This is a genomic window from Litoreibacter meonggei (assembly GCF_003663885.1).
GTDB classification, from domain to species: Bacteria; Pseudomonadota; Alphaproteobacteria; order Rhodobacterales; family Rhodobacteraceae; genus Litoreibacter; species Litoreibacter meonggei.
The window spans coordinates 74,272-92,685 of the sequence record NZ_RCCE01000005.1 but is presented as its reverse complement, the minus strand read 5'-3'; the positions used below and the strand labels follow the sequence as shown (position 1 = coordinate 92,685).

The window sequence follows — 18,414 nt, the reverse complement described above, 5'->3', positions numbered from 1 at the left end:
ATGACGCCAACATTAACCGCGCTGGATCACTTTGTGCTGACCGTCCGCGACATGAGTGCGACCGTTGCATTTTATACGGATGTTTTGGGAATGCAGGTGCGGGAATTTCAGCCCGAAGATGGCTCTGTGCGAACGGCCCTGTATTTCGGTAAGCAGAAGATCAACTTGCACGCGGCGGGTGCCGAGTATCGCCCGCATAGTCATGTCCCGACTCCGGGCAGCGCCGATCTGTGTTTTCTGACGGAAATGCCGTTGGAAGTTTGGGTCTCGCATTTTGATGGGCGCAGTGTCGAGATCGAAGAGGGGCCCGTGATGCGGAGCGGCGCGCGGGGGCCGATACGATCGATCTACATTCGCGACCCGGACCGAAATTTGGTCGAAATTTCAGTTGGTGCCGCGCAAGGTTAATCGTTTGATGCATGATTGACGTTGCAAATGCCGTGGGCCTGACCAAAGACTAAGCCCGAATGACACGGAGGTTCTAATGGCTATCAGGCATGGCGGCGCAATTCTCGCGGAGCAGTTGAAAATTCAGGGTGTGACGCGGGTGTTCTCGGTGCCGGGGGAAAGCTTTTTGGCGGCCTTGGACGGACTTTTCGAGAGCGGTATCCAGAATGTGGTGTGCAGGCAGGAGGGCGGAGCCTCGATGATGGCCGAGGCGCATGGCAAGCTGACCGGTCGGCCCGGCGTCGCCTTCGTGACCCGTGGACCGGGGGCGACAAATGCGTCTTCAGGATTGCACGTGGCGATGCAGGACAGCACACCGATGGTGTTGTTCGTGGGACAAATCGCGCGCGGACACCGGGACCGAGAGGCGTTCCAAGAGGTCGATTACCGCCAGTTCTTTGGCGGCTTGGTCAAATGGGTCGCCGAGGTCGATCAAACCGAACGGTTGCCCGAATTTATATCCCGCGCTTTCCAGATTGCGCAGTCGGGCCGTCCGGGGCCGGTGGTTCTGGCGCTGCCCGAGGATATGTTGTCAGCGGCGGCTGAAATTGCGGACCGGCCTGCGGTTCAAGTGGCCCGCGCGATGCCTGCACCCGATGATGTAGCACGTATTGAGGACATGCTGGGACGCGCAAAGCGCCCTTTGGTGATCGCGGGAGGGCCGGGGTGGTCGGCACAAGCGGCGTCAGATCTCGAGCGCTTTGCCGAACGCTTGGATCTGCCCGTGGCGGTACCTTTCCGGCGGCAGGATTACCTGAACAATGACAGCCCGCATTATGTTGGGGATCTTGGGGTCGGGATGAATCCCGCACTGGCCAAACGCCTACAAGACACTGACCTGCTATTGGTAATTGGCGCCCGGGTCGGCGACATTCTGACAAACGGATACGCGCTGCTGGATCCGTCTGATCTGGGCAAGACCCTGATCCATTCCCATCCCAGCCCGGACGAACCAGGCCATGTCTACGCGCCGGACCTCGCGCTGGCTTGCGACAGTGCGGCGCTGATCGCAGCGCTTGCGGATGCCGAATCTCAGGCGGGCGATTGGGTCGAATGGCGTGCGCAGGCACGGGCTGATTATGAAGCATGGCAGGAACCCAAGCCAACGCCCGGCCCTGTGAAAATGGAGCAGGTCGTCTCATGGTTGGCAGAACACTTGCCGCAGGACGCAATTTTGACCAACGGGGCTGGAAATTACGCGGCTTTTGTCCACCGCTATCACCGGTTCCGGAGCTACAAGACGCAAGTTGCCCCGACCTCCGGCTCGATGGGTTATGGTTTTCCAGCGTCAATTGCCGCGAAGCTGGAACATCCCGACCGCACGGTGATTTGCTTTGCCGGAGATGGTTGTTTCCAGATGACCTGCAACGAGATGTCGACCGCTATCCAGCACGGCGCAGCGGTAATTGTCATCGTGGTCAATAACGGCAAATACGGCACGATCCGCATGCATCAGGAAAAGACCTATCCGGGGCGGGTGTCCGGCACGATGATCGCCAATCCTGACTTCGCCGCCTTGGCCCGCGCTTATGGTGGAACGGGGCAGACAGTGACCCGCACCGAAGATTTTGCAGCGGCGTTTGCGGTGGCACAGAATGCCGGAGTGCTGTCTGTGATCGAGGTGCAACTGGATGACGAGGTTCTGTCGACTGGCATGACTCTGTCAGAGACCCGCGCTATGGGCGAGCAACACAGTAAATGAATGTCCTTCAGGGGGCGCACGTGGTCCCCCTGAAGCAGTCGAAGACACTCGATCGGAGGCTTCACCTTGGACAGCCATCGGGTTTCCACTCTGTACCGCCCCGACAGTGAGCGCGTTTCTGGTTTCATCTTGGTTAAAATATTCCCGCCGGAGGCTCTACCCTATCAGCCAAGGTGTCGTTTGAAAGCCCGGATGCCTCCGGCGGGAATATTTGGGCCAAGATGAAACACAACTGCTGCCATGCGCCGCGCGTGTTAACCTTAATAACCGGTTAGTATTCCACGCCGATCTGTGCCTTGATGCCGGAGCGGAAGGGATGCTTGACCAGCTCCATTTCGGTGACCAGATCGGCAACTTCGATCAACTCGTCCTTCGCGTTGCGGCCGGTCAGAACCACATGGGTCATGTCGGGTTTTTCTTCCGCGAGGAAGGTGACCACCTCATTGATGTCTATGTAGTCATAGCGCAGTGCGATGTTGATCTCGTCCAGCAACACCATGTGGTTCGATGGATCGCGGATCAGCTCTTTGGCTTTCGCCCAAGCCGCTTGTGCCATTTCGATGTCGCGGGATTTGTCCTGCGTTTCCCAAGTGAAGCCTTCGCCCATGGTGTGGAACTCGCAGATGTCGGAGAATTTTCCCAGAATCAGATCGCGCTCGCCGGTGCTCATGCCGCCCTTAATGAACTGCACCACGGCGCATTTCATGTCATGCGCGATGCAGCGGAAAATCATCCCGAAGGCGGCGGAGCTTTTGCCCTTTCCCTTGCCGGTGTGCACGATGATCAACCCGCGCTTGTCGGTTTTGGTCGCCATGATCTTGTCGCGTGCGGCCTTCTTCTTGGCCATTTTCGTGGCGTGGCGGGTTAGATCGTCTGGGGTCTCGTTGGTCATGATGCGCTCCGGAATTGGGTTGCGGGTAGCCTGTTGGACTGGCCTGCCTGATGCAAGCCTAAAGGCGGTAAGGGATTGTTAATCATGCAGGGCCTAAAATGGTCTCTCTCTGCCAATAACGGGACTTGGCCATGCGCTTGTTGCTTTGTGTTCTTTTGCCGCTTCTTTCGGCCTGTGCGGCGCCCGGTGTCGGCGCCATGGGTGGCTCCAAGGGTTCTGCGACCGTCGGGGCGTATTCTTTTGATGTGAAATTCAGGGGCGGGCATGCCGAGGCGTATCGCTCCAATATTGCCCTTAGACCCATGGCCCGTGATGTGTTCGCAGCCGGGACCACTGCCATAGAGCGTGTCACCGGCTGCCATGTCGTCCGGAGTTCCGTGCGGGGCGATGTTGCTGTCATTCAAGCGGATATCCTGTGCTAGGCGGTGGTTTTTCACAGCAAACGGTCAATCAAGGCACGTGCAGAGTTTGATTTGGGCGTCCACAGCCCCCGTTCGATAGCTTCGTTCAACCGCTCCGCCATTTCGCGCAGGGCTGCTGGGTTATGCTCTGCGATGAAGTCGCGCGTGTCGTCATCCTCCAGATAGGCCTGATGCACCAAGTCGAAATGATGGGACTTTGCGGCCCCCGTGGCGGCCGCAAAGGCGAACAGGTAGTCTAGCGTCGCGGCCATCTCGAACGCGCCTTTGTAGCCGTGGCGTTTAACGCCCTCGATCCATTTAGGGTTCACCACGCGGGAGCGCACGACGCGGCCGATCTCGTCCTCAAGCGTGCGGATCACGGGGCGTTCCGGGCGCGAGTGGTCGTTGTGGTAGACGGGTCGCGCGCGACCTTGGAGGGTTTCGATAGCCGCCGCCGCGCCGCCCTCGAACTGGTAGTAGTCGTCGCTGTCGAGCAAATCGTGCTCGCGGTTGTCCTGATTTTGCACCACGGCTTCGGCTTGGCTTAGTCGGGCCTCAAAGCTTGCGCGATCACGGGTGCCTTCGGCGTCCTTGCCATAGGCATAGCTGCCCCATTCCAGATAGGCCTCGGCCAGATCGGATTTGTCGGCCCAAAGGCGCTCGTCGATCATCGCCTGCAAACCTGCCCCGTAAGCCCCCGGTTTGGAGCCGAAGACGCGGTGTGATGTGCCTTCTGCAAGGAAGCGGGCGGCGGCGGGGTTGTCGGCTTCCGGCTCGTCCAATTCCATGACCGCGCGGGCGGCGCTGTCGACCAAGGCGATAAGCTGCGGGAAGGCGTCGCGGAAGAAGCCCGACACGCGCAGGGTGACGTCGACGCGGGGGCGGCCCAGCACGCCCATCGGCAGGATTTCGAAGCCGGTGACGCGGCGGTTGGCAGCGTCCCATTTCGGCTTGCACCCCATCAGGGCTAGCGCCTGCGCGATGTCGTCCCCGCCGGTGCGCATATTGGCCGTGCCCCACGCGTTCAGCAGCAAGGCGCGGGGCCAGTCGCCGTGGGTTTGCAGATGTTTTTCGATCAGCAGGTTGGCGGATTTCCAACCCAAGGTCCAAGCGGTTGGTGTCGGGACCGCGCGGCTGTCGACGGAGAAAAAGTTGCGCCCCGTCGGCAACACATCCATCCGCCCGCGGGTCGGGGCGCCGGAGGGCGCCGGGGCGACGAAGTGCCCCTTGAGGGCGCTGAGAAGGCCCGCCCCTTCCATGGGTCCACAGGCGGCGACCGTTGGTTGCACATGGCTGCGGATATGCTCCATCACGGTGGCGCTGGCAGGGCCGGGAGGCGTTTCGCCTTCCATTAGGCGGATTGCCAACTCTTCCAAGCGTTCCACGGTATCACCGGTGCTGCGCCATTTATCACCCGGTAAAACCTCTGGGCGAGGGCCTGTCCAAGGCGCTGCCAGATCAGCCGACAGCGGGTCGAAGTCCAGTGCCAGATCGTCAGCCAGCGCACGGATTAGCGAGGCGTCCGCGCCTGTGCCATCGCCGCGTGCAACGCGGGTAAGGGCGATTGTCAGATCGCGGGCCTGCACGCCCTCTGGCGAGACCCCGAAAATGTGCAACCCGTCGCGGATTTGCGCCTCTTTCAATTCGCAGAGATAGGAATCGAGCTTGGCCAGATCGCCATCCTCATCGCCGGAAAAGCCGACATCTTCGGACAGCCCCGTGGCCGAGGTCATGGACAGGATTTCGCGGCGCAGATGCTCGATGCGGCGGGGGTCCACGCCTGCGGCCTCGTAGTACTCGTCGACTAGTGCCTCGAGATCTTTTAGTGGCCCGTAGGTTTCCGCCCGCGTCATGGGCGGGGTCAGGTGGTCGATGATCACTGCCTGCGCGCGGCGCTTGGCTTGGGTGCCTTCGCCGGGGTCATTGACGATGAACGGGTACACGTGCGGCATTGGGCCGAGAACCGCCTCCGGCCAGCATTCCTCGGACAGGGCGAGCGCCTTGCCGGGCAGCCATTCGAGGTTGCCATGCTTGCCCATGTGGACGATCGCGTGCGCGCCGAATTCGTGACGCAGCCAGAAGTAGAAGGCGAGGTAGTTATGCGGGGGCACGAGGTCGGGCGAGTGGTAGGTGTCGGTCGGGTCAATGTTGTAGCCACGGGCAGGTTGCAACCCGACGACCACATTTCCGTAGTGTAGCACCGACAGGGCGAAGCGCCCGCAATCGACCTCGCCTGCGGTATAGAACGGGTCGGTTTCCGGCGCGCCCCAGCGGTCCTCGATCTGCTGGCGTAGCGCGTAGGGCAGTTGCGCGTAGTCGCGGTGATAATCGGCCAGTGACAAGTCAACGCCGCCCGTGCGCACATGGCGGTCGGTCAGCCAGTTGGTGGGGCCGGCCATCATCGCCTTCATCAGGGCGTCGCTGTCGGGGGGCGGGTTGGCGACGTGGTAGCCTTCATCTGCTAACAACTTCAGCACATGGGTGGTCGCGGCAGGGGTATCGAGGCCCACGCCGTTGGCCAGCCGCCCGTCCTTGTTGGGATAGTTGGCGAGGATCAGCGCGACCTTGCGGTCCGACGTTTTGGCGCGGCGGAGCTTGGCCCAATTGGCGGCAAGGTCCGCCACGAACTGGATGCGGTCGCCGCGAGCGCGATAGGTGGCGATGGGGCATTCGGTGGCCTCGTCGAAATAGGCCTCGTCCTTGAAGCTGACGGCGCGTGACAGGATGCGGCCGTCGACCTCGGGTAGGGCCACGTTCATCGCGATGTCGCGGCCGGACAGGCCAGTGAGCCCGTCCGCCCACGCGACCTCGGTCGAGCTGGAGAAGATGACCTGAAAGACGGGGGCCTTGTTCGTAAAATGTGCTGCCAGCGGGTTGAACGCCTCGGCGTCGCCCTGATGCGGGGAGCCGGTGGCAAAGGAGGTCGCGTTCAGGATAACCTCGGGCGGGGCTTGCGTCAGCAGGTGCTCCAGCGTGGCCAGACTGATCGGGTCTTTGAGGGAGGCCACGAAGATCGGCAACGGGTTCAGGCGCGCGCGCAAGAGCGACTTCACCAAGCGGTTGACGGGGTTCAGGCCCGCGCCTTGGACGAGGGCGCGGTAGAAGATCAATGGCACGACAGGCGCGCCGTCGGTCCATGCCTCCTGCGCGGCGGCGAGATCTGAGATTCCCGACCCCGGCCAATAGACCCCTGCCCGCAACAAGGGGGAGGCGGGGGAGGGCCGCTCGGTTCCGGCGACCATCGCTTGGGCATAGCCGAGGAAGTTTTCCGCATTGGCGGGTCCGCCTTCGACCAGATAGGCCCAGAGCGCGTCATAGTCCTCGTCTGAAACCGTGGATAATCCGCGCAACTCGGCGTCGGGCTTGTCGTCGCCCGGCAGCAGCGCCAAGGGGACGCCTGCATCGTGCACATGCGCCGCATATTGCTCCGCGCCGTATTTCCAATAGCCGACACCACCCAGAACGCGGGCAATCACCAGCTTGGATTTGGTCGCGCAGGCCTCGATATGCAGATCCACCGACATCGGGTGAATCAGGTGCATCATGGAGGCGAGGCGCAGGCTGGGTGGGGCCGCCATTTCGCCGCGCGCGGCGGAGAGGGCAGCCAGCTCGGTATCGGCGGCGGAGATCACCACGATTTCGGCAGGCGTTTGGCCCAAATCAACCGGCTCTTGGCCGTTGTCTATGTTTCCGGGGGTCGCGGCGAGTAGGTGCATGTCAGCGCCTTATGGCTGGCGGAGGATGCCTCCGGCGGGAATATTTAGGCCAAGATGAAACCTAGAGCGGCTTCTCCATGAACAGGCTGGTCTCGTTGGCCTCATAGTCGCCAAAAGGCCCGCAGGGTGTAAAGCCGTGCTTGGAGTACAGCCGGTGTGCGGCGTCGAGGCCCTTGCCGGTTTCGAGCTTGAGTGCGGTTAAGCCCAGTGCGCGGGTGTGTTTGACGATGTGATCGAGGATTGCGGATGCCGCGCCTTTGCCACGGGCGGCCTTGGCGGTGAACATCGATTTCAGCTCCCCATAGGTGCCCATGTGCTTGATCGCACCGCAGCCCAAGAGCGTTTCACCGTAACGGGCCACGAAGAAATGCACCTCCGGCGCGCAGAGAGCATCGATGGAGAGGTAGTTGTTTTCTTCGGGCGGAAACAGGCTTTCCATCAGCGCGTGGCTGGCTTGCAAAAGCGCGGTGACCTGCGGGTCACGGGGATCTCCGCGCTCTATGATCATGCTTGCAACGCGGCCTCTATGGTCGCGTGGTCCAGACCAGCTTGGCCGATAACCACCAGCCGCGTTTCGCGGGCGACGCTGCCGAAGGGACGGTCGAAATAGGTGTCTACCCGCGGGCCGACGGCCTGAAGCGTCAGGCGCATAGGTTTGCCCTCGACGGCGGCGAAGCCTTTCAGGCGCAATATGTCATGGGTGCGGATCACGTTGGCCACTTGTTCGGCGAACGCTTTCGGGTCTGTGATTTCGCCACGGGTGACGACGAAAGATTGGAATTCATCGTGGCTGTGTTCGTGATGATGGTCGTCGTGGTGGTCATCGTCGTCGTGATCATGGTGGTGGTGATGCACCTCGTGGCGGGCGTCCAAGTCACCTTCAGCCCCGATGCCTTGGCCGAGCAACACATCGACAGGCAGCTTGCCCATGGATGTGCGCACGACCTGGACGCCATCGCGGCTGTCTGCCTTCAAGGTCGCGACCAGCGCGTCGGTTTCGGTGTCGCCCAACAGGTCGGACTTGTTGACCACGATCATGTCGGCGCAGGCGATTTGGTCCTCGAACAGCTCCGACAGCGGCGTTTCGTGATCAAGGTTTTCGTCCAGCTTGCGCTGTGCGTCCACGGCGGCGACATTATGGGCAAAGCGACCTTCGGAGACGGCTTTGCCGTCCACCACGGTCACCACGCCATCGACGGTGACCTTGGTCGAGATTTCCGGCCAATTGAAAGCGCGGATCAGGGGTTGCGGCAGGGCCAGACCGGAGGTTTCGATCACGATGTGATCGGGGCGGTTCTCGCGGGCCAGTAGCTTTTCCATCGTCGGGATGAAGTCGTCGGCCACGGTGCAGCAGATGCAGCCGTTGGACAGCTCCATGATGTCATCCTCGGTGCAGGTTTCGTCGCCGCAGCCTTTGAGGATGTCGCCGTCCACGCCCAGATCGCCAAACTCGTTGATGATCAGGGCAATGCGTTTGCCGTTGGCGTTCTCCAGCATGTGCCGGATGAGGGTGGTTTTGCCGGCCCCAAGGAAGCCGGTGACGACGGTGGCGGGGATCTTTGCTTGCATGTCAGGCGTCCTTGAATTTGACCCAGAGGGTAGCGGTGAACAGGCCCAACAAGGCCCAAGCGACCGCCGAAGTCCCCAAAGAGGCCGTGGCAAAATGCGCGGACAGCTCGGGAGCTGCCACGCCGAAATAGGTATCCAGATGCGGCGCGCCGACGATGTGTGGCAGGGCGATGAGGGCTGCCCCGCCAATACCAGCCAGAGTTGGGCCAAAGGCGATCAGGCCAAGCCCGACTGCGGTGGCAAGCACAGTACAAATCCACCAGATTTGGCGCAGTTCTACATCTGCCGCAACGGTCCCCGGAAGCTCGGGTGGGAGGCCCATGGCAGGGGCAAGCTGCACGGCGATGAAGGCTGCGATGCCCCAGATCAGACCTTTGCGAGCGGTCACCTCATGGCCGCCGCGTTCCGTCAGGGCGAAGCCGATCGCAAGGAACAGGGCAAAGGCTGTGAAGGTCACCATGTTGAAGCCGATGGTCATCAGGTCACGCATGGGGTCGGTAAACAACGCAGGATGCCCCGCGTCGCTTTGGGTGGAGCCGTCGACCGCGAAGTGCACACGAGCGCCGGATTCATAAAGCTCACCCTCTAGCAGCAAGGGTGTCACCAACCAGAATTGTAGAACGGCGGCAATCACGCCGACGGCTACGCCAGCGAACACAGCGCTGGTCAACAAATTTTTAAACATGTTTTTGGTAGGTGATTAGTGGCAGGGGAACGCCATCGCGTGACGCTGGTCATGCGCGGTGTCATGCATCACGGAGGCTTGTGCGAAACCGGCTGCGAACAGCAGGGCCAGACCCAGAGCAGCGGCACCAAGGATGCTGACAAGGCTCATGTCGGCGGTCTGGATGGTGGTTGCGTTCAGCGTGGCTGCTTTAACTTCGTTGTTCATTCTCTAATCTCCTTGCCCCGTCACACCCGACGGGAGGGGTTTCATTGCGCATGGCTGGTCTCCTGGCTCGCGGGTCGATGCATCCTGCCGCCTTCCCAGATTGCTCCAGTGGCTAAGTTGGCAGGGTGCTCACCGCATACAGTCGCGGGGGCGGCTCCGGAGTTGCGTCCCTAATTGGGTCACGCCTACCGAATTCCCATTTTTCCCCACTGTGCTTTGCACGTCGCGGGGAACCATGCGTGGGCACAATGCGTCAGGGGCGCTGTGCGGGTCAAGGTCGATTCCGACAGCCCACATGCATTTCGCGGCACACTGGCTTAAGCGGAAATTCGCAACATCTTGGGGATAACCCTGAGTAGCCGGCCATATGCAGTGGTTTTACGTTGACTCATGAGGGTTAGGTTCAAACAATGACCCACTACACACCGATTCCCCCGCGAGGCCCGCATTGCGCTTCTCTAAACTCAGACTGAACGGCTTCAAAAGCTTCGTGGACCCCACGGAGCTGGTGATTGCTGACGGGCTGACGGGCGTTGTGGGGCCAAATGGCTGCGGAAAGTCCAACCTGCTGGAAGCGCTGCGCTGGGTGATGGGCGAGAATCGCGCCAAGTCGATGCGCGGCTCTGGCATGGAAGATGTGATCTTCGCAGGGGCGTCGTCGCGTCCGGCGCGGAACTTCGCGGAAGTGTCCCTGCATATTGATAACTCGGAGCGTCTGGCGCCTGCGGGGTTTAACGACCTCGATACGCTGGAAATTATCCGCCGGATCACCCGCGACGCAGGGTCCGCCTACAAGACCAACGGCAAAGACGTGCGGGCGCGGGATGTGCAGATGCTGTTCGCCGATGCGTCCACCGGTGCGCATTCGCCTGCATTGGTGCGTCAGGGGCAGATATCGGAACTGATCAACGCACGGCCCAAGGCCCGCCGCCGTATCCTTGAGGAAGCGGCAGGCATCTCGGGGCTGTATCAACGTCGCCACGAGGCGGAGTTGAAGTTGAACGGGGCGGAGACCAACCTGTCCCGTGTCGATGACGTGATCGAACAGCTCGCCGCGCAACTGGCACAACTTGCCCGCCAAGCGCGCCAAGCCGCGCGGTATCGGGAGATCGGTGAAGAGTTGCGCAAATCGGAAGGCACGCTGCTCTACCGTCGTTGGAAAGAGGCCGAAGACGCGAACCTGACCGCCAGCCAAATCCTGACGGAACGCACGAAACAGGCCGCTCTGTCCGAAGCGCAGGTGCGTGAGGTTGCCAAGTCGCGCCAAGCGATGGAAGACACCTTGCCGCCATTGCGCGAGGAAGAGGCAATCGCCGCCGCCGTGCTACAACGCTTGCAAGTCCAGCGCGACACGCTGACGGATCAGGAACGTCAGGCGCAACAGACCATCGAGACGCTGACCGCGCGGATTGACCAATTGGCCCGCGATATCGAACGCGAAACCGCGCTGAACCGCGATGCGGGCGAGACGATTGAACGGCTGGAATGGGAAGCCCGCGAGATCGCCAAAGCGTCTGAGGGGCATGTCGCCAAGCTGGACGCCGCCGCGACGGAGGCCCGCGAAGCCGCGACCGTGTTGCAGGATCGCGAAACGCAACTGGCCGAGCATACCGAAGACGTCGCCCGCCTTGCCGCGCGCCACCAATCCGCTCACCGCTTACGCGAAGACGCCGCCAAGACATTGCAGCGCTACGAGGACGAGGCGAACAAAGCCCGCGCCTCGGTTGATCACGCGCAGGCCGCTGCGACCAACGCGGATACCTCGCTGATCGCGGCGCAAACGGCGTTGTCCCAAGCCTCGGTTCAGGCTGAAAAATCCGACACCGATTTGACCGCCGCCGAAGCGGCGCGTTCCGAAGCGCAGAACCGCGAAAGCGACGCCCGCTCGCAACGCTCTGAGGCTGAGGGCGAAGCAAACGCCCTGCGTGCGGAGGCCACCGCGCTGTCGCGTTTGGTGGACCGCGATACCTCGGAGCAAGGTCAGCTGCTGGACGTGGTTCAGGTGAAATCCGGCTACGAGAAAGCGCTCGGCGCGGCCTTGGCCGACGACCTGCGGGCGCCGCAAATTGACGACGATGAAGTCACCGGCTGGGCGCGCCTTGCGGCCTATCCGCAGCCACAACGCCTGCCAGAGGGCGTCAACCCACTGACCACCTATGTGACGATCCCGGACGTGCTGGCCCGCCGGATGTCGCAGGTGGGATTGGTCGACGCGAATGACGGCAACCGCCTGCAAGAATCCCTGTTGCCGGGGCAGCGTTTGGTCTCGGTGGAGGGTGACGTCTGGCGCTGGGACGGGTTCCGCACGGGGGCCGATGACGCGCCATCCGCGGCTGCGATGCGTCTGCAACAGCTCAACCGTTTGGAAGAGCTGAAGCAAGCGCTGGAGGGCGCGACGGCACGTGCCGATGGTGCACGTCAGGCGCATGAGATGCTCACCAAAGAGTTGGCGGAGGCGGCGCAAGCGGATCGGGACGCGCGTGAGGCCCGCAAAAATGCTGATCGTGCGATGGCTGATGCGTCACGCGCCGTATCCCGTGCCGAAGGTGAAAAGTCGATTGCGGCTGGTCGCGTCGAAAGCCTTGAACTGGCCGTGACCCGCTACGAAGAAGAGGCGATGGCCGCCCGCGAACGTCTGCGAGAAGCCGATAAAGGCGTGGCTGATCTGGGCGATCTGGACGCGGCGCGTGCCGAAGTCGAAGACGTCAAAATGACCGTCGAGGCGTCGCGCATGACCATGCTGGCGAAGCGGTCCTCGCATGACGAATTGCGCCGCGAGGGCGAGGCGCGGACCAAGCGCAGCCAAGAAATCACCACCGAAGTCAGCGGCTGGAAGCATCGTCTGGAAACCGCTGGCAAACGGATCGGCGAGTTGGAGGAGCGCAAGGTAACCTCCGAGGCCGAGTTGAAAGAAGCCTCTGCCGCGCCGTCTGAGCTGGCCGCCAAACGTGATGAGCTGACTTCTGCGATTGACGAGGCTGAGACGCGCCGGAGAACCGCCGCTGACAACTTGGCCGAGGCCGAAACGGCCCTGCGTGAAGGTGTGCAAACAGAACGCGATGCCGAACGCGAAGCCTCCGAGTCCCGCGAAGCCCGCGCCCGCGCGGATGCCCGTGCCGAGGCCGCCAAAGAAACGGTGACCTACGCGGTGGAGCGTATTCGTGAGGACATGGAAACCACGCCGCAGGCGTTGCTCGAAACCTTGGACACTAACCCGGATGACATGCCCCCGGCGGAGCGGGTCGAGGCCGACGTGAACCGTCTGAAACGCCAACGGGATGCGTTGGGTGCCGTGAACCTGCGTGCGGAAGAAGACGCCAAAGAGGTCTCGGAAGAGCACGACAACCTGCTCGGTGAAAAGACCGATCTGGAAGCGGCAATTTCTGCCCTGCGCACCGGTATCGCCTCGCTCAACAAAGAGGGTCGTGAGCGTCTGCTGACAGCGTTTGAAGAAGTGAACTCAAGTTTCTCGACCTTGTTCAAGCACCTGTTTGGCGGTGGCGAGGCGAAGCTGGTCATGGTCGAAAGTGACGACCCGCTGGAGGCCGGTCTGGAGATCATGTGCCAACCACCCGGCAAGAAGCTGTCGACCCTGTCGCTGCTGTCCGGGGGCGAGCAAACTCTGACGGCTCTGGCGCTTATCTTCGCAGTGTTCCTTGCGAATCCAGCACCGATTTGTGTGCTTGACGAGGTCGACGCGCCGCTGGACGACGCCAACGTGACGCGGTTCTGCGACCTGTTGGACGAAATGGCCCGCCGTACCGACACGCGCTTCCTGATCATCACCCACCATGCGGTGACGATGGCGCGGATGGATCGGTTGTTCGGGGTAACCATGGCGGAGCTGGGTGTGTCTCAACTGGTGTCGGTTGATCTGAAAAAAGCAGAGCAGCTGGTCGCCTGAGACGAAAAAGGCGCGCAGCCATGCTGCGCGCCCCATGCTAGAGTGTGGTTAAGTTATCCTTCGTTCTTCCATTCCGGCAAGGCTTCCAAAGCCTCTTTGGATTGGCTCACATAGACGCGTAGATCATCGCCATCGGTCTGGCGAAGAATGTCCAGTTCCTGCATCTTCAGTGCAACTGGTTTTTCGCCTAGCCCAATGAACCCGCCTACGTCGATCACAGCTTCCGTGATCTCACCAGCGTCGCTCAAAATGAGCTTAGATACTTCGCCGATATGTTCATCGTTCTGATCATATACGGCTGCACCGGTGACCATTTCTGTGGTCAGTTTGGATGTGTCATAGGTTTCATACCCTTCACGCTCCATACCAATTCGAGGGCCAGCGGTATCGGTTTCCATGTCCATCTTGGCGTCTGTCCAGCCGCCGATGGTATCGCTGTCAAACGCAGGGGCGCCTTCCAGCGCAGCGCGGTTAGACGTGAACACGACGAAGTAGTCGCCAGCATCATTACCGTCGGCGACGAGCTTCAGCTCGTCCATATTCACAGCGACGGTTTTCTCGCCAATGCCAAGGAAGCCGCCAATATCTAGTAAGATTGCGCGGGTTTCGCCGTCGCGGGACATGATGACATCGTTGATCTCACCAATGTCATCCCATTCGGTCGAGACGTCATTCGCGACAGTGTCGACATCGGCTTCGGCTGTATAAATACGTTTGCCGATCAGGTCTGAAACGCGAAGCTCGGCGGCACTCATGGTGCTTTCGTGGGCGCTATCAAGGAACACCGTGTTGCCAGAGTGGGCATCGGAAAGCGCAGGCAGAGCAAGGCCAGTAGCGAGGGCGGTTGTAATGAGAAATTTTTTCATCAGTCTGTTCTCCTTTGTCAGTTTCGACGCTTGAAGCGTGTCTGATAGAAGAACGTGAATGGGCGCTGCTTGTTCCCGACAAATGCGCAAATTATTTGCGGAACTTTAATGCAGGTTAGGCGTTTGGAAGGCTTCATCAGGGGTATCTGAAAGTGAGTCAGACGCCCCTGATATCATTGAAATTAAACTTTGAAGTCTTCCAATGATTTTCCGGAATTCAAGGCATCCTTCAACCAAAGCGGGCGCGCGCCGCGGCCAGCCCAGGTTTTGCTCGCATCGTCAGGATGACGATAGGCGGCTTTCGCGGGTTTTTTCGCAGTGGTTTTCTTAGCGGGTGCACCACCAGTTAACTCGTCCAGCGAAAAACCCAGCTCTTTTGCTTTTGCCTTGACCAGCGCCAGGGCCTTGCCCTTTTGCTTTTTACCATGACGCTCGATAGCCTTTTCGACACGGGCATTCAGGGCTTTTAGTTCTGTCAGAGACAGTGATTTCAGATCTATTTTTGCCATTTTTTCTATTTAGTTCCCCAGCTTTTTTCGAATAGCAAAGGCATTAACGCAGAATTAACATAAAACCAAGCGCTTCGTGATTTACAGCTTTCGGAGAAGTTCAATGGTCGGCCAAGCGTCTGCCGGAAGGCCAAGACGCCTTTGCTCTGCCTGCACCGCTGCGCGCGTGCCGGACCCCAATATTCCATCGATTTTTCCAACATCATATCCACGGGATGCCAATTTCTTTTGCAGTGATTTCATATTGGCGTCGGACAGGCTGGGATCAGGGTTGCCGGGATTATAGACAGGCGCGCCAGAAAGGCGGGTCGCGAAGTAAGCGGCAGTCGTCACGTAGACAAAGCTTTGGTTCCACTCGAAATAAACGCGAAAATTCGGGTAGGCGATAAACGCGGGACCTTTGCGACCCATGGGCAAAAGAATGGAGCCGGTGCCGCCTTGGAATTTCCCCGATCTGGGTTTCACACCCATCATGGCCCATTCATCTACGCTTAGCGTGCTGTTCAATCCGGTTTTTGACCAATCCATTCGGGCGGGAACTTGCACCTCTTGCAGCCATGCTTGGCCCTGCTGCCATCCCAGAGAACGCAGCATTTTTGCGCCGGATAATAATGCGTCTGGTGCCGAAGTTTTCAGGCTGACTTTTCCATCACCATCCGCATCGACGCCGTTTTCGATAATATCTTCCGGCAGCATCTGGACCATCCCGATCTCGCCGGCCCAAGCGCCTTTGGTGGTTTTTGGGTCGAAATTGCCGCGTTCAAACAATTCCAGAGCTGCGAAAACCTGCGGGCGGAACAATTCTGGGCGGCGGCAGTCGTGGCTTAGGGTCATCAGCGCGTTGAACGTGTTGAAGTTGCCCTGCACCGCACCGTAGTCGGTCTCTAGCGCCCAGAATGCCAAAAGAACGCCGGCAGGAACGCCGTATTCGCGTTCGGCTCGTTTGAAAACGGAGGCGTATTTTTTTGCATTTGCGCGGCCTTTGTTAATTCGAGACTGAGAAATGACGCGTCGTGAAAAGTCGATAAAATCGCGTTTAAACACACCTTGCGCGCGGTCAGCTTTCAGAACTTTCGGGTCCTGGCGTGCAAAGGAAAAGAAACGGTCGACGCTGGATTTCGAATGCCCCTTGGCGATGGCTTCGTTTTTCATTTCGCTAACGAAGGAATTCCAACTTCCGCCACACGCGGCAAAGGCAGCGGGTGCGATCAGGGATAGGGCAAGGGCAAGAAACAGGTGACGCATTGAAAGCTCCGAAAATGATATCGGCGCAGCCTATGCAATCACCCACCAGAGGGCAACGAACACAAGCGTGAGGCCCCATGTCCGCCAAAGCACAGATACCGACGCATCTATGTCATCGGGTCCAAGATCACGTCGGCCTTCGGGATTTACATAAGGCTCGTCGCGCAGGGTTCCGTCGTAACTGCGTGGGCCGGAAAGGGAGATGCCCAGCACCGACGCCATCGCGGCCTCCGGCCAACCCGCATTAGGGGAGCGGTGCAGCCCTGCATCACGCAGCACAGCTTTCATGTTTTCGGGGCGGAAATGGGCCAGCGTGATCAGGACCGCCGTCAGGCGCGCGGCAGGCCAGTTCACCAGATCATCCAGACGCGCGGCGGCCCAGCCGAATTCCTCGTACCGGTCGTTGCGATAGCCGACCATGCTGTCAGCTGTGTTAATGATTTTATAGGCCAGCAGGCCGGGGAGGCCGAGTAGCGCAAACCAAAAGACCGGCGCGATCACCCCGTCGCTCAGGTTCTCCGCGGCGCTTTCAATCGCGCCCCTCGCCACGCCCGAGCGATCCAATGCGTTTACATCCCGCCCGACGATGCGGGCAACCATCATGCGCCCGTCGCCAAGGCTCAGGCGCAAGGCGCGCGCGACGTCGGAGACATGGTCGGCCAGTGACCGCTGCGCGAGCAGAACGGCGCCAATGATGATTTCAACGAGTGGCCCGAATGTGGACAAGACCGAGCCCGCAATCAGCGCGCTGGCGACCAGAACGATCACCAAAAGGATGCCCTTCGCGCGACGGTCCTTGCCGGTATTCAGCCGGGTCTCCAGCCATGAAATCCCCTGACCCATCAGCACGGCAGGGTGCGGCACGCGGTCCCAAAGCCATTTCGGCTCGCCCAAAAGCGCGTCGAGAAGCATCGCAAATACGACAGTCACAATGCGCCCTCCAGTTGGTCCCAGTGATCCGGCGCGGGCAGTCCTAGCCGCAGCCAGCGGTCGGAGTACGGGAAGATGCGCGACCAGACGTGACCTTGCGCAAGCTTGTCCTGCCACGCCGCCGCATCGCCCACATCATAGAGGCGGAACAGCGTGGTGCCGCCTTCCAGCTTGGCGCCGGTCTTGGCCATCAGCGTATCCAGCCGCGCCGAATCTTTACTAAGACGCGCCCGCGTGGCGTCTACCCAAGCCGGATCCTCCAGCGCCCGTGCGCCGATGTCCAAGGCAGGCCCCGAGACGGCCCAAGGCCCCAGCAGATCGCCCAAGCGTTCGATGGTCGCGGGCTGCGCAATCGCAAAGCCAAGGCGCAACCCTGCCAGCCCCCAGAATTTGCCGAAGCTTTTCAGCACAACCCTGTCGCTGCGCCAACTGTCGGCGACATGGCTCACCTCTGGCATGATGTCGCAAAAGCTTTCGTCGATGATGGTGTTGCCGGTGATGTCCTCGGCACCCCAAACCCGTCCATCGGGATTGTTGGGATGCACCAAGACCGTCACGTCTGACGCGTCGCGATCCTGAACCCTCCAAGAGGCGGCGCGAAAGGCGGCGGCGTGCTCGTTATAGGTTGGCGTCGGGATGGTGGCGGTCGCGCCCTGAAACAGATGCGGTGCGCGTGCGATCAGGGCCGAGGCCCCTGCGGCCGCGATAATTTCCGCCTCGTCCGGCACGCCCCAAAACCTGCGTGCGGCCAGAATGATCCGGTCTTGCGCAGCGCGGTCGGGCAGGGCGGTCCAAGCGTCGGGTTGAATGGTGCCTATCGGGTAGGGAACGGGGTTGATGCCCGTCGACAGATCCAGCCATTGCGCCCGTGATCCACCATAATGTGCAACGGCGGCGTCTAGCCCGCCACCGTGGTCGCGGTGGGCGTTACTCATCGGTCGGCAAAGGTGGGTGGCGGGTTACGAAATGGCCTTTAATGGCCTGAGGCCACTGCTTGTAAGGCACCTGTCCGCTCTCGCTTATCGCATGCAGGGCGGCATATCCCACGACGGCTTCAGCCGCTTCTTGCGACGGCTCGAACTCACCGACGGTGTAGTTCAACTTGCCCGATCCCTGGATCGCGACATTACACCCGCGGGTGCAGCCCATCAGGCAGGAATGGCGACGGGTGCGGACGCCTGCGGTCCTCGTGGCGGCGGCTTCGATTAGGTCCGCGAATGTTTCGCCATCGGTCACGCCGGGCGCGCGAGCTTCCCAATCGTCACGTTTGCAGGTGTCGCAGATGGTGATCCAAGTTGTCATCGCGGGTCTCGTATTGCAGGTCGGTTCAGGCGACCATGA

At 60.7% G+C, this 18,414-nt stretch carries 16 protein-coding genes and 1 riboswitch; of the genes, 4 read left to right on the top strand and 12 right to left on the bottom strand.

The annotated features are described in order from the left end of the window. Both BCF46_RS14435 and BCF46_RS14430 read left to right on the top strand, forming a co-directional pair. The gene (locus tag BCF46_RS14435; RefSeq protein WP_121026565.1) at positions 1-408 is read left to right on the top strand and encodes a VOC family protein; all 408 of its coding nucleotides are present in this window, start codon (positions 1-3) and stop codon (positions 406-408) included. A 76-nt stretch (positions 409-484) separates the two neighbouring features. Beyond that, the gene (locus tag BCF46_RS14430) at positions 485-2,149 is read left to right on the top strand and encodes a thiamine pyrophosphate-binding protein (protein WP_170157943.1); all 1,665 of its coding nucleotides are present in this window, start codon (positions 485-487) and stop codon (positions 2,147-2,149) included. 271 nt (positions 2,150-2,420) lie between these two features. Here the strand turns inward: BCF46_RS14430 and cobO are convergent, their stop codons facing one another. After that, positions 2,421-3,041 (bottom strand): cob(I)yrinic acid a,c-diamide adenosyltransferase, encoded by a 621-nt coding sequence (cobO, locus tag BCF46_RS14425; RefSeq protein ID WP_121025711.1) that lies wholly within the window; start codon positions 3,039-3,041, stop codon positions 2,421-2,423. Between the two features lie 131 nt (positions 3,042-3,172). Between cobO and BCF46_RS14420 the strand changes: the two genes are divergently transcribed. After that, positions 3,173-3,463: a hypothetical protein gene (locus BCF46_RS14420; RefSeq protein WP_121025709.1), complete on the top strand. Its 291-nt coding sequence runs from the start codon at positions 3,173-3,175 to the stop codon at positions 3,461-3,463. 11 nt (positions 3,464-3,474) lie between these two features. Here the strand turns inward: BCF46_RS14420 and cobN are convergent, their stop codons facing one another. The 5 genes from cobN to BCF46_RS14395 all read right to left on the bottom strand — a co-directional run bounded on the left by cobN (position 3,475) and on the right by BCF46_RS14395 (position 9,619). After that, positions 3,475-7,158 carry a cobaltochelatase subunit CobN gene (gene cobN / locus BCF46_RS14415; protein ID WP_121025706.1) on the bottom strand — a complete coding sequence of 1,228 codons (3,684 nt, stop codon included), beginning with the start codon at positions 7,156-7,158 and terminating at the stop codon, positions 3,475-3,477. Positions 7,159-7,219: 61 nt separating this feature from the next. After that, complete coding sequence (locus tag BCF46_RS14410; protein ID WP_121025703.1) at positions 7,220-7,666, bottom strand: GNAT family N-acetyltransferase; 447 nt, start codon at positions 7,664-7,666, stop codon at positions 7,220-7,222. Then, a complete protein-coding gene (gene cobW, locus BCF46_RS14405; RefSeq protein ID WP_121025700.1) occupies positions 7,663-8,727 on the bottom strand; it encodes a cobalamin biosynthesis protein CobW in 1,065 nt (354 codons plus the stop codon). The genes BCF46_RS14410 and cobW overlap by 4 nt, the downstream gene beginning before the upstream one ends. Before the next feature lies 1 nt (position 8,728). After that, positions 8,729-9,412 (bottom strand): CbtA family protein, encoded by a 684-nt coding sequence (locus tag BCF46_RS14400; RefSeq protein WP_121025697.1) that lies wholly within the window; start codon positions 9,410-9,412, stop codon positions 8,729-8,731. A 15-nt stretch (positions 9,413-9,427) separates the two neighbouring features. Continuing rightward, the gene (locus tag BCF46_RS14395; RefSeq protein WP_211332825.1) at positions 9,428-9,619 is read right to left on the bottom strand and encodes a CbtB domain-containing protein; all 192 of its coding nucleotides are present in this window, start codon (positions 9,617-9,619) and stop codon (positions 9,428-9,430) included. 35 nt (positions 9,620-9,654) lie between these two features. Continuing rightward, positions 9,655-9,872, bottom strand: a riboswitch (cobalamin riboswitch). Positions 9,873-10,067: 195 nt separating this feature from the next. On the opposite strand from BCF46_RS14395, the gene smc reads away from it, so the two are divergent. Continuing rightward, positions 10,068-13,523, top strand: coding sequence for a chromosome segregation protein SMC (smc, locus tag BCF46_RS14390; RefSeq protein ID WP_121025694.1), 3,456 nt, complete (start codon positions 10,068-10,070; stop codon positions 13,521-13,523). A 53-nt stretch (positions 13,524-13,576) separates the two neighbouring features. Here the strand turns inward: smc and BCF46_RS14385 are convergent, their stop codons facing one another. The 6 genes from BCF46_RS14385 to BCF46_RS14360 form a co-directional block, all read right to left on the bottom strand. Then, positions 13,577-14,389 carry a PRC-barrel domain-containing protein gene (locus BCF46_RS14385; protein ID WP_121025691.1) on the bottom strand — a complete coding sequence of 271 codons (813 nt, stop codon included), beginning with the start codon at positions 14,387-14,389 and terminating at the stop codon, positions 13,577-13,579. A 182-nt stretch (positions 14,390-14,571) separates the two neighbouring features. Beyond that, complete coding sequence (locus BCF46_RS14380) at positions 14,572-14,898, bottom strand: H-NS histone family protein (protein WP_121025688.1); 327 nt, start codon at positions 14,896-14,898, stop codon at positions 14,572-14,574. An 81-nt stretch (positions 14,899-14,979) separates the two neighbouring features. Further along, the gene (locus BCF46_RS14375) at positions 14,980-16,143 is read right to left on the bottom strand and encodes a lytic murein transglycosylase (protein ID WP_121025685.1); all 1,164 of its coding nucleotides are present in this window, start codon (positions 16,141-16,143) and stop codon (positions 14,980-14,982) included. A 30-nt stretch (positions 16,144-16,173) separates the two neighbouring features. Beyond that, a complete protein-coding gene (gene cbiB, locus BCF46_RS14370; protein WP_121025682.1) occupies positions 16,174-17,073 on the bottom strand; it encodes an adenosylcobinamide-phosphate synthase CbiB in 900 nt (299 codons plus the stop codon). Continuing rightward, entirely contained in the window at positions 17,070-18,008 is a 939-nt protein-coding gene (locus BCF46_RS14365) for a threonine-phosphate decarboxylase (RefSeq protein ID WP_121025679.1), read from the bottom strand. The genes cbiB and BCF46_RS14365 overlap by 4 nt, the downstream gene beginning before the upstream one ends. Continuing rightward, positions 18,001-18,375 (bottom strand): DUF1636 family protein, encoded by a 375-nt coding sequence (locus tag BCF46_RS14360; protein ID WP_121025676.1) that lies wholly within the window; start codon positions 18,373-18,375, stop codon positions 18,001-18,003. Before BCF46_RS14360 ends, BCF46_RS14365 begins: the two co-directional genes overlap by 8 nt. Positions 18,376-18,414: the final 39 nt, after the last annotated feature.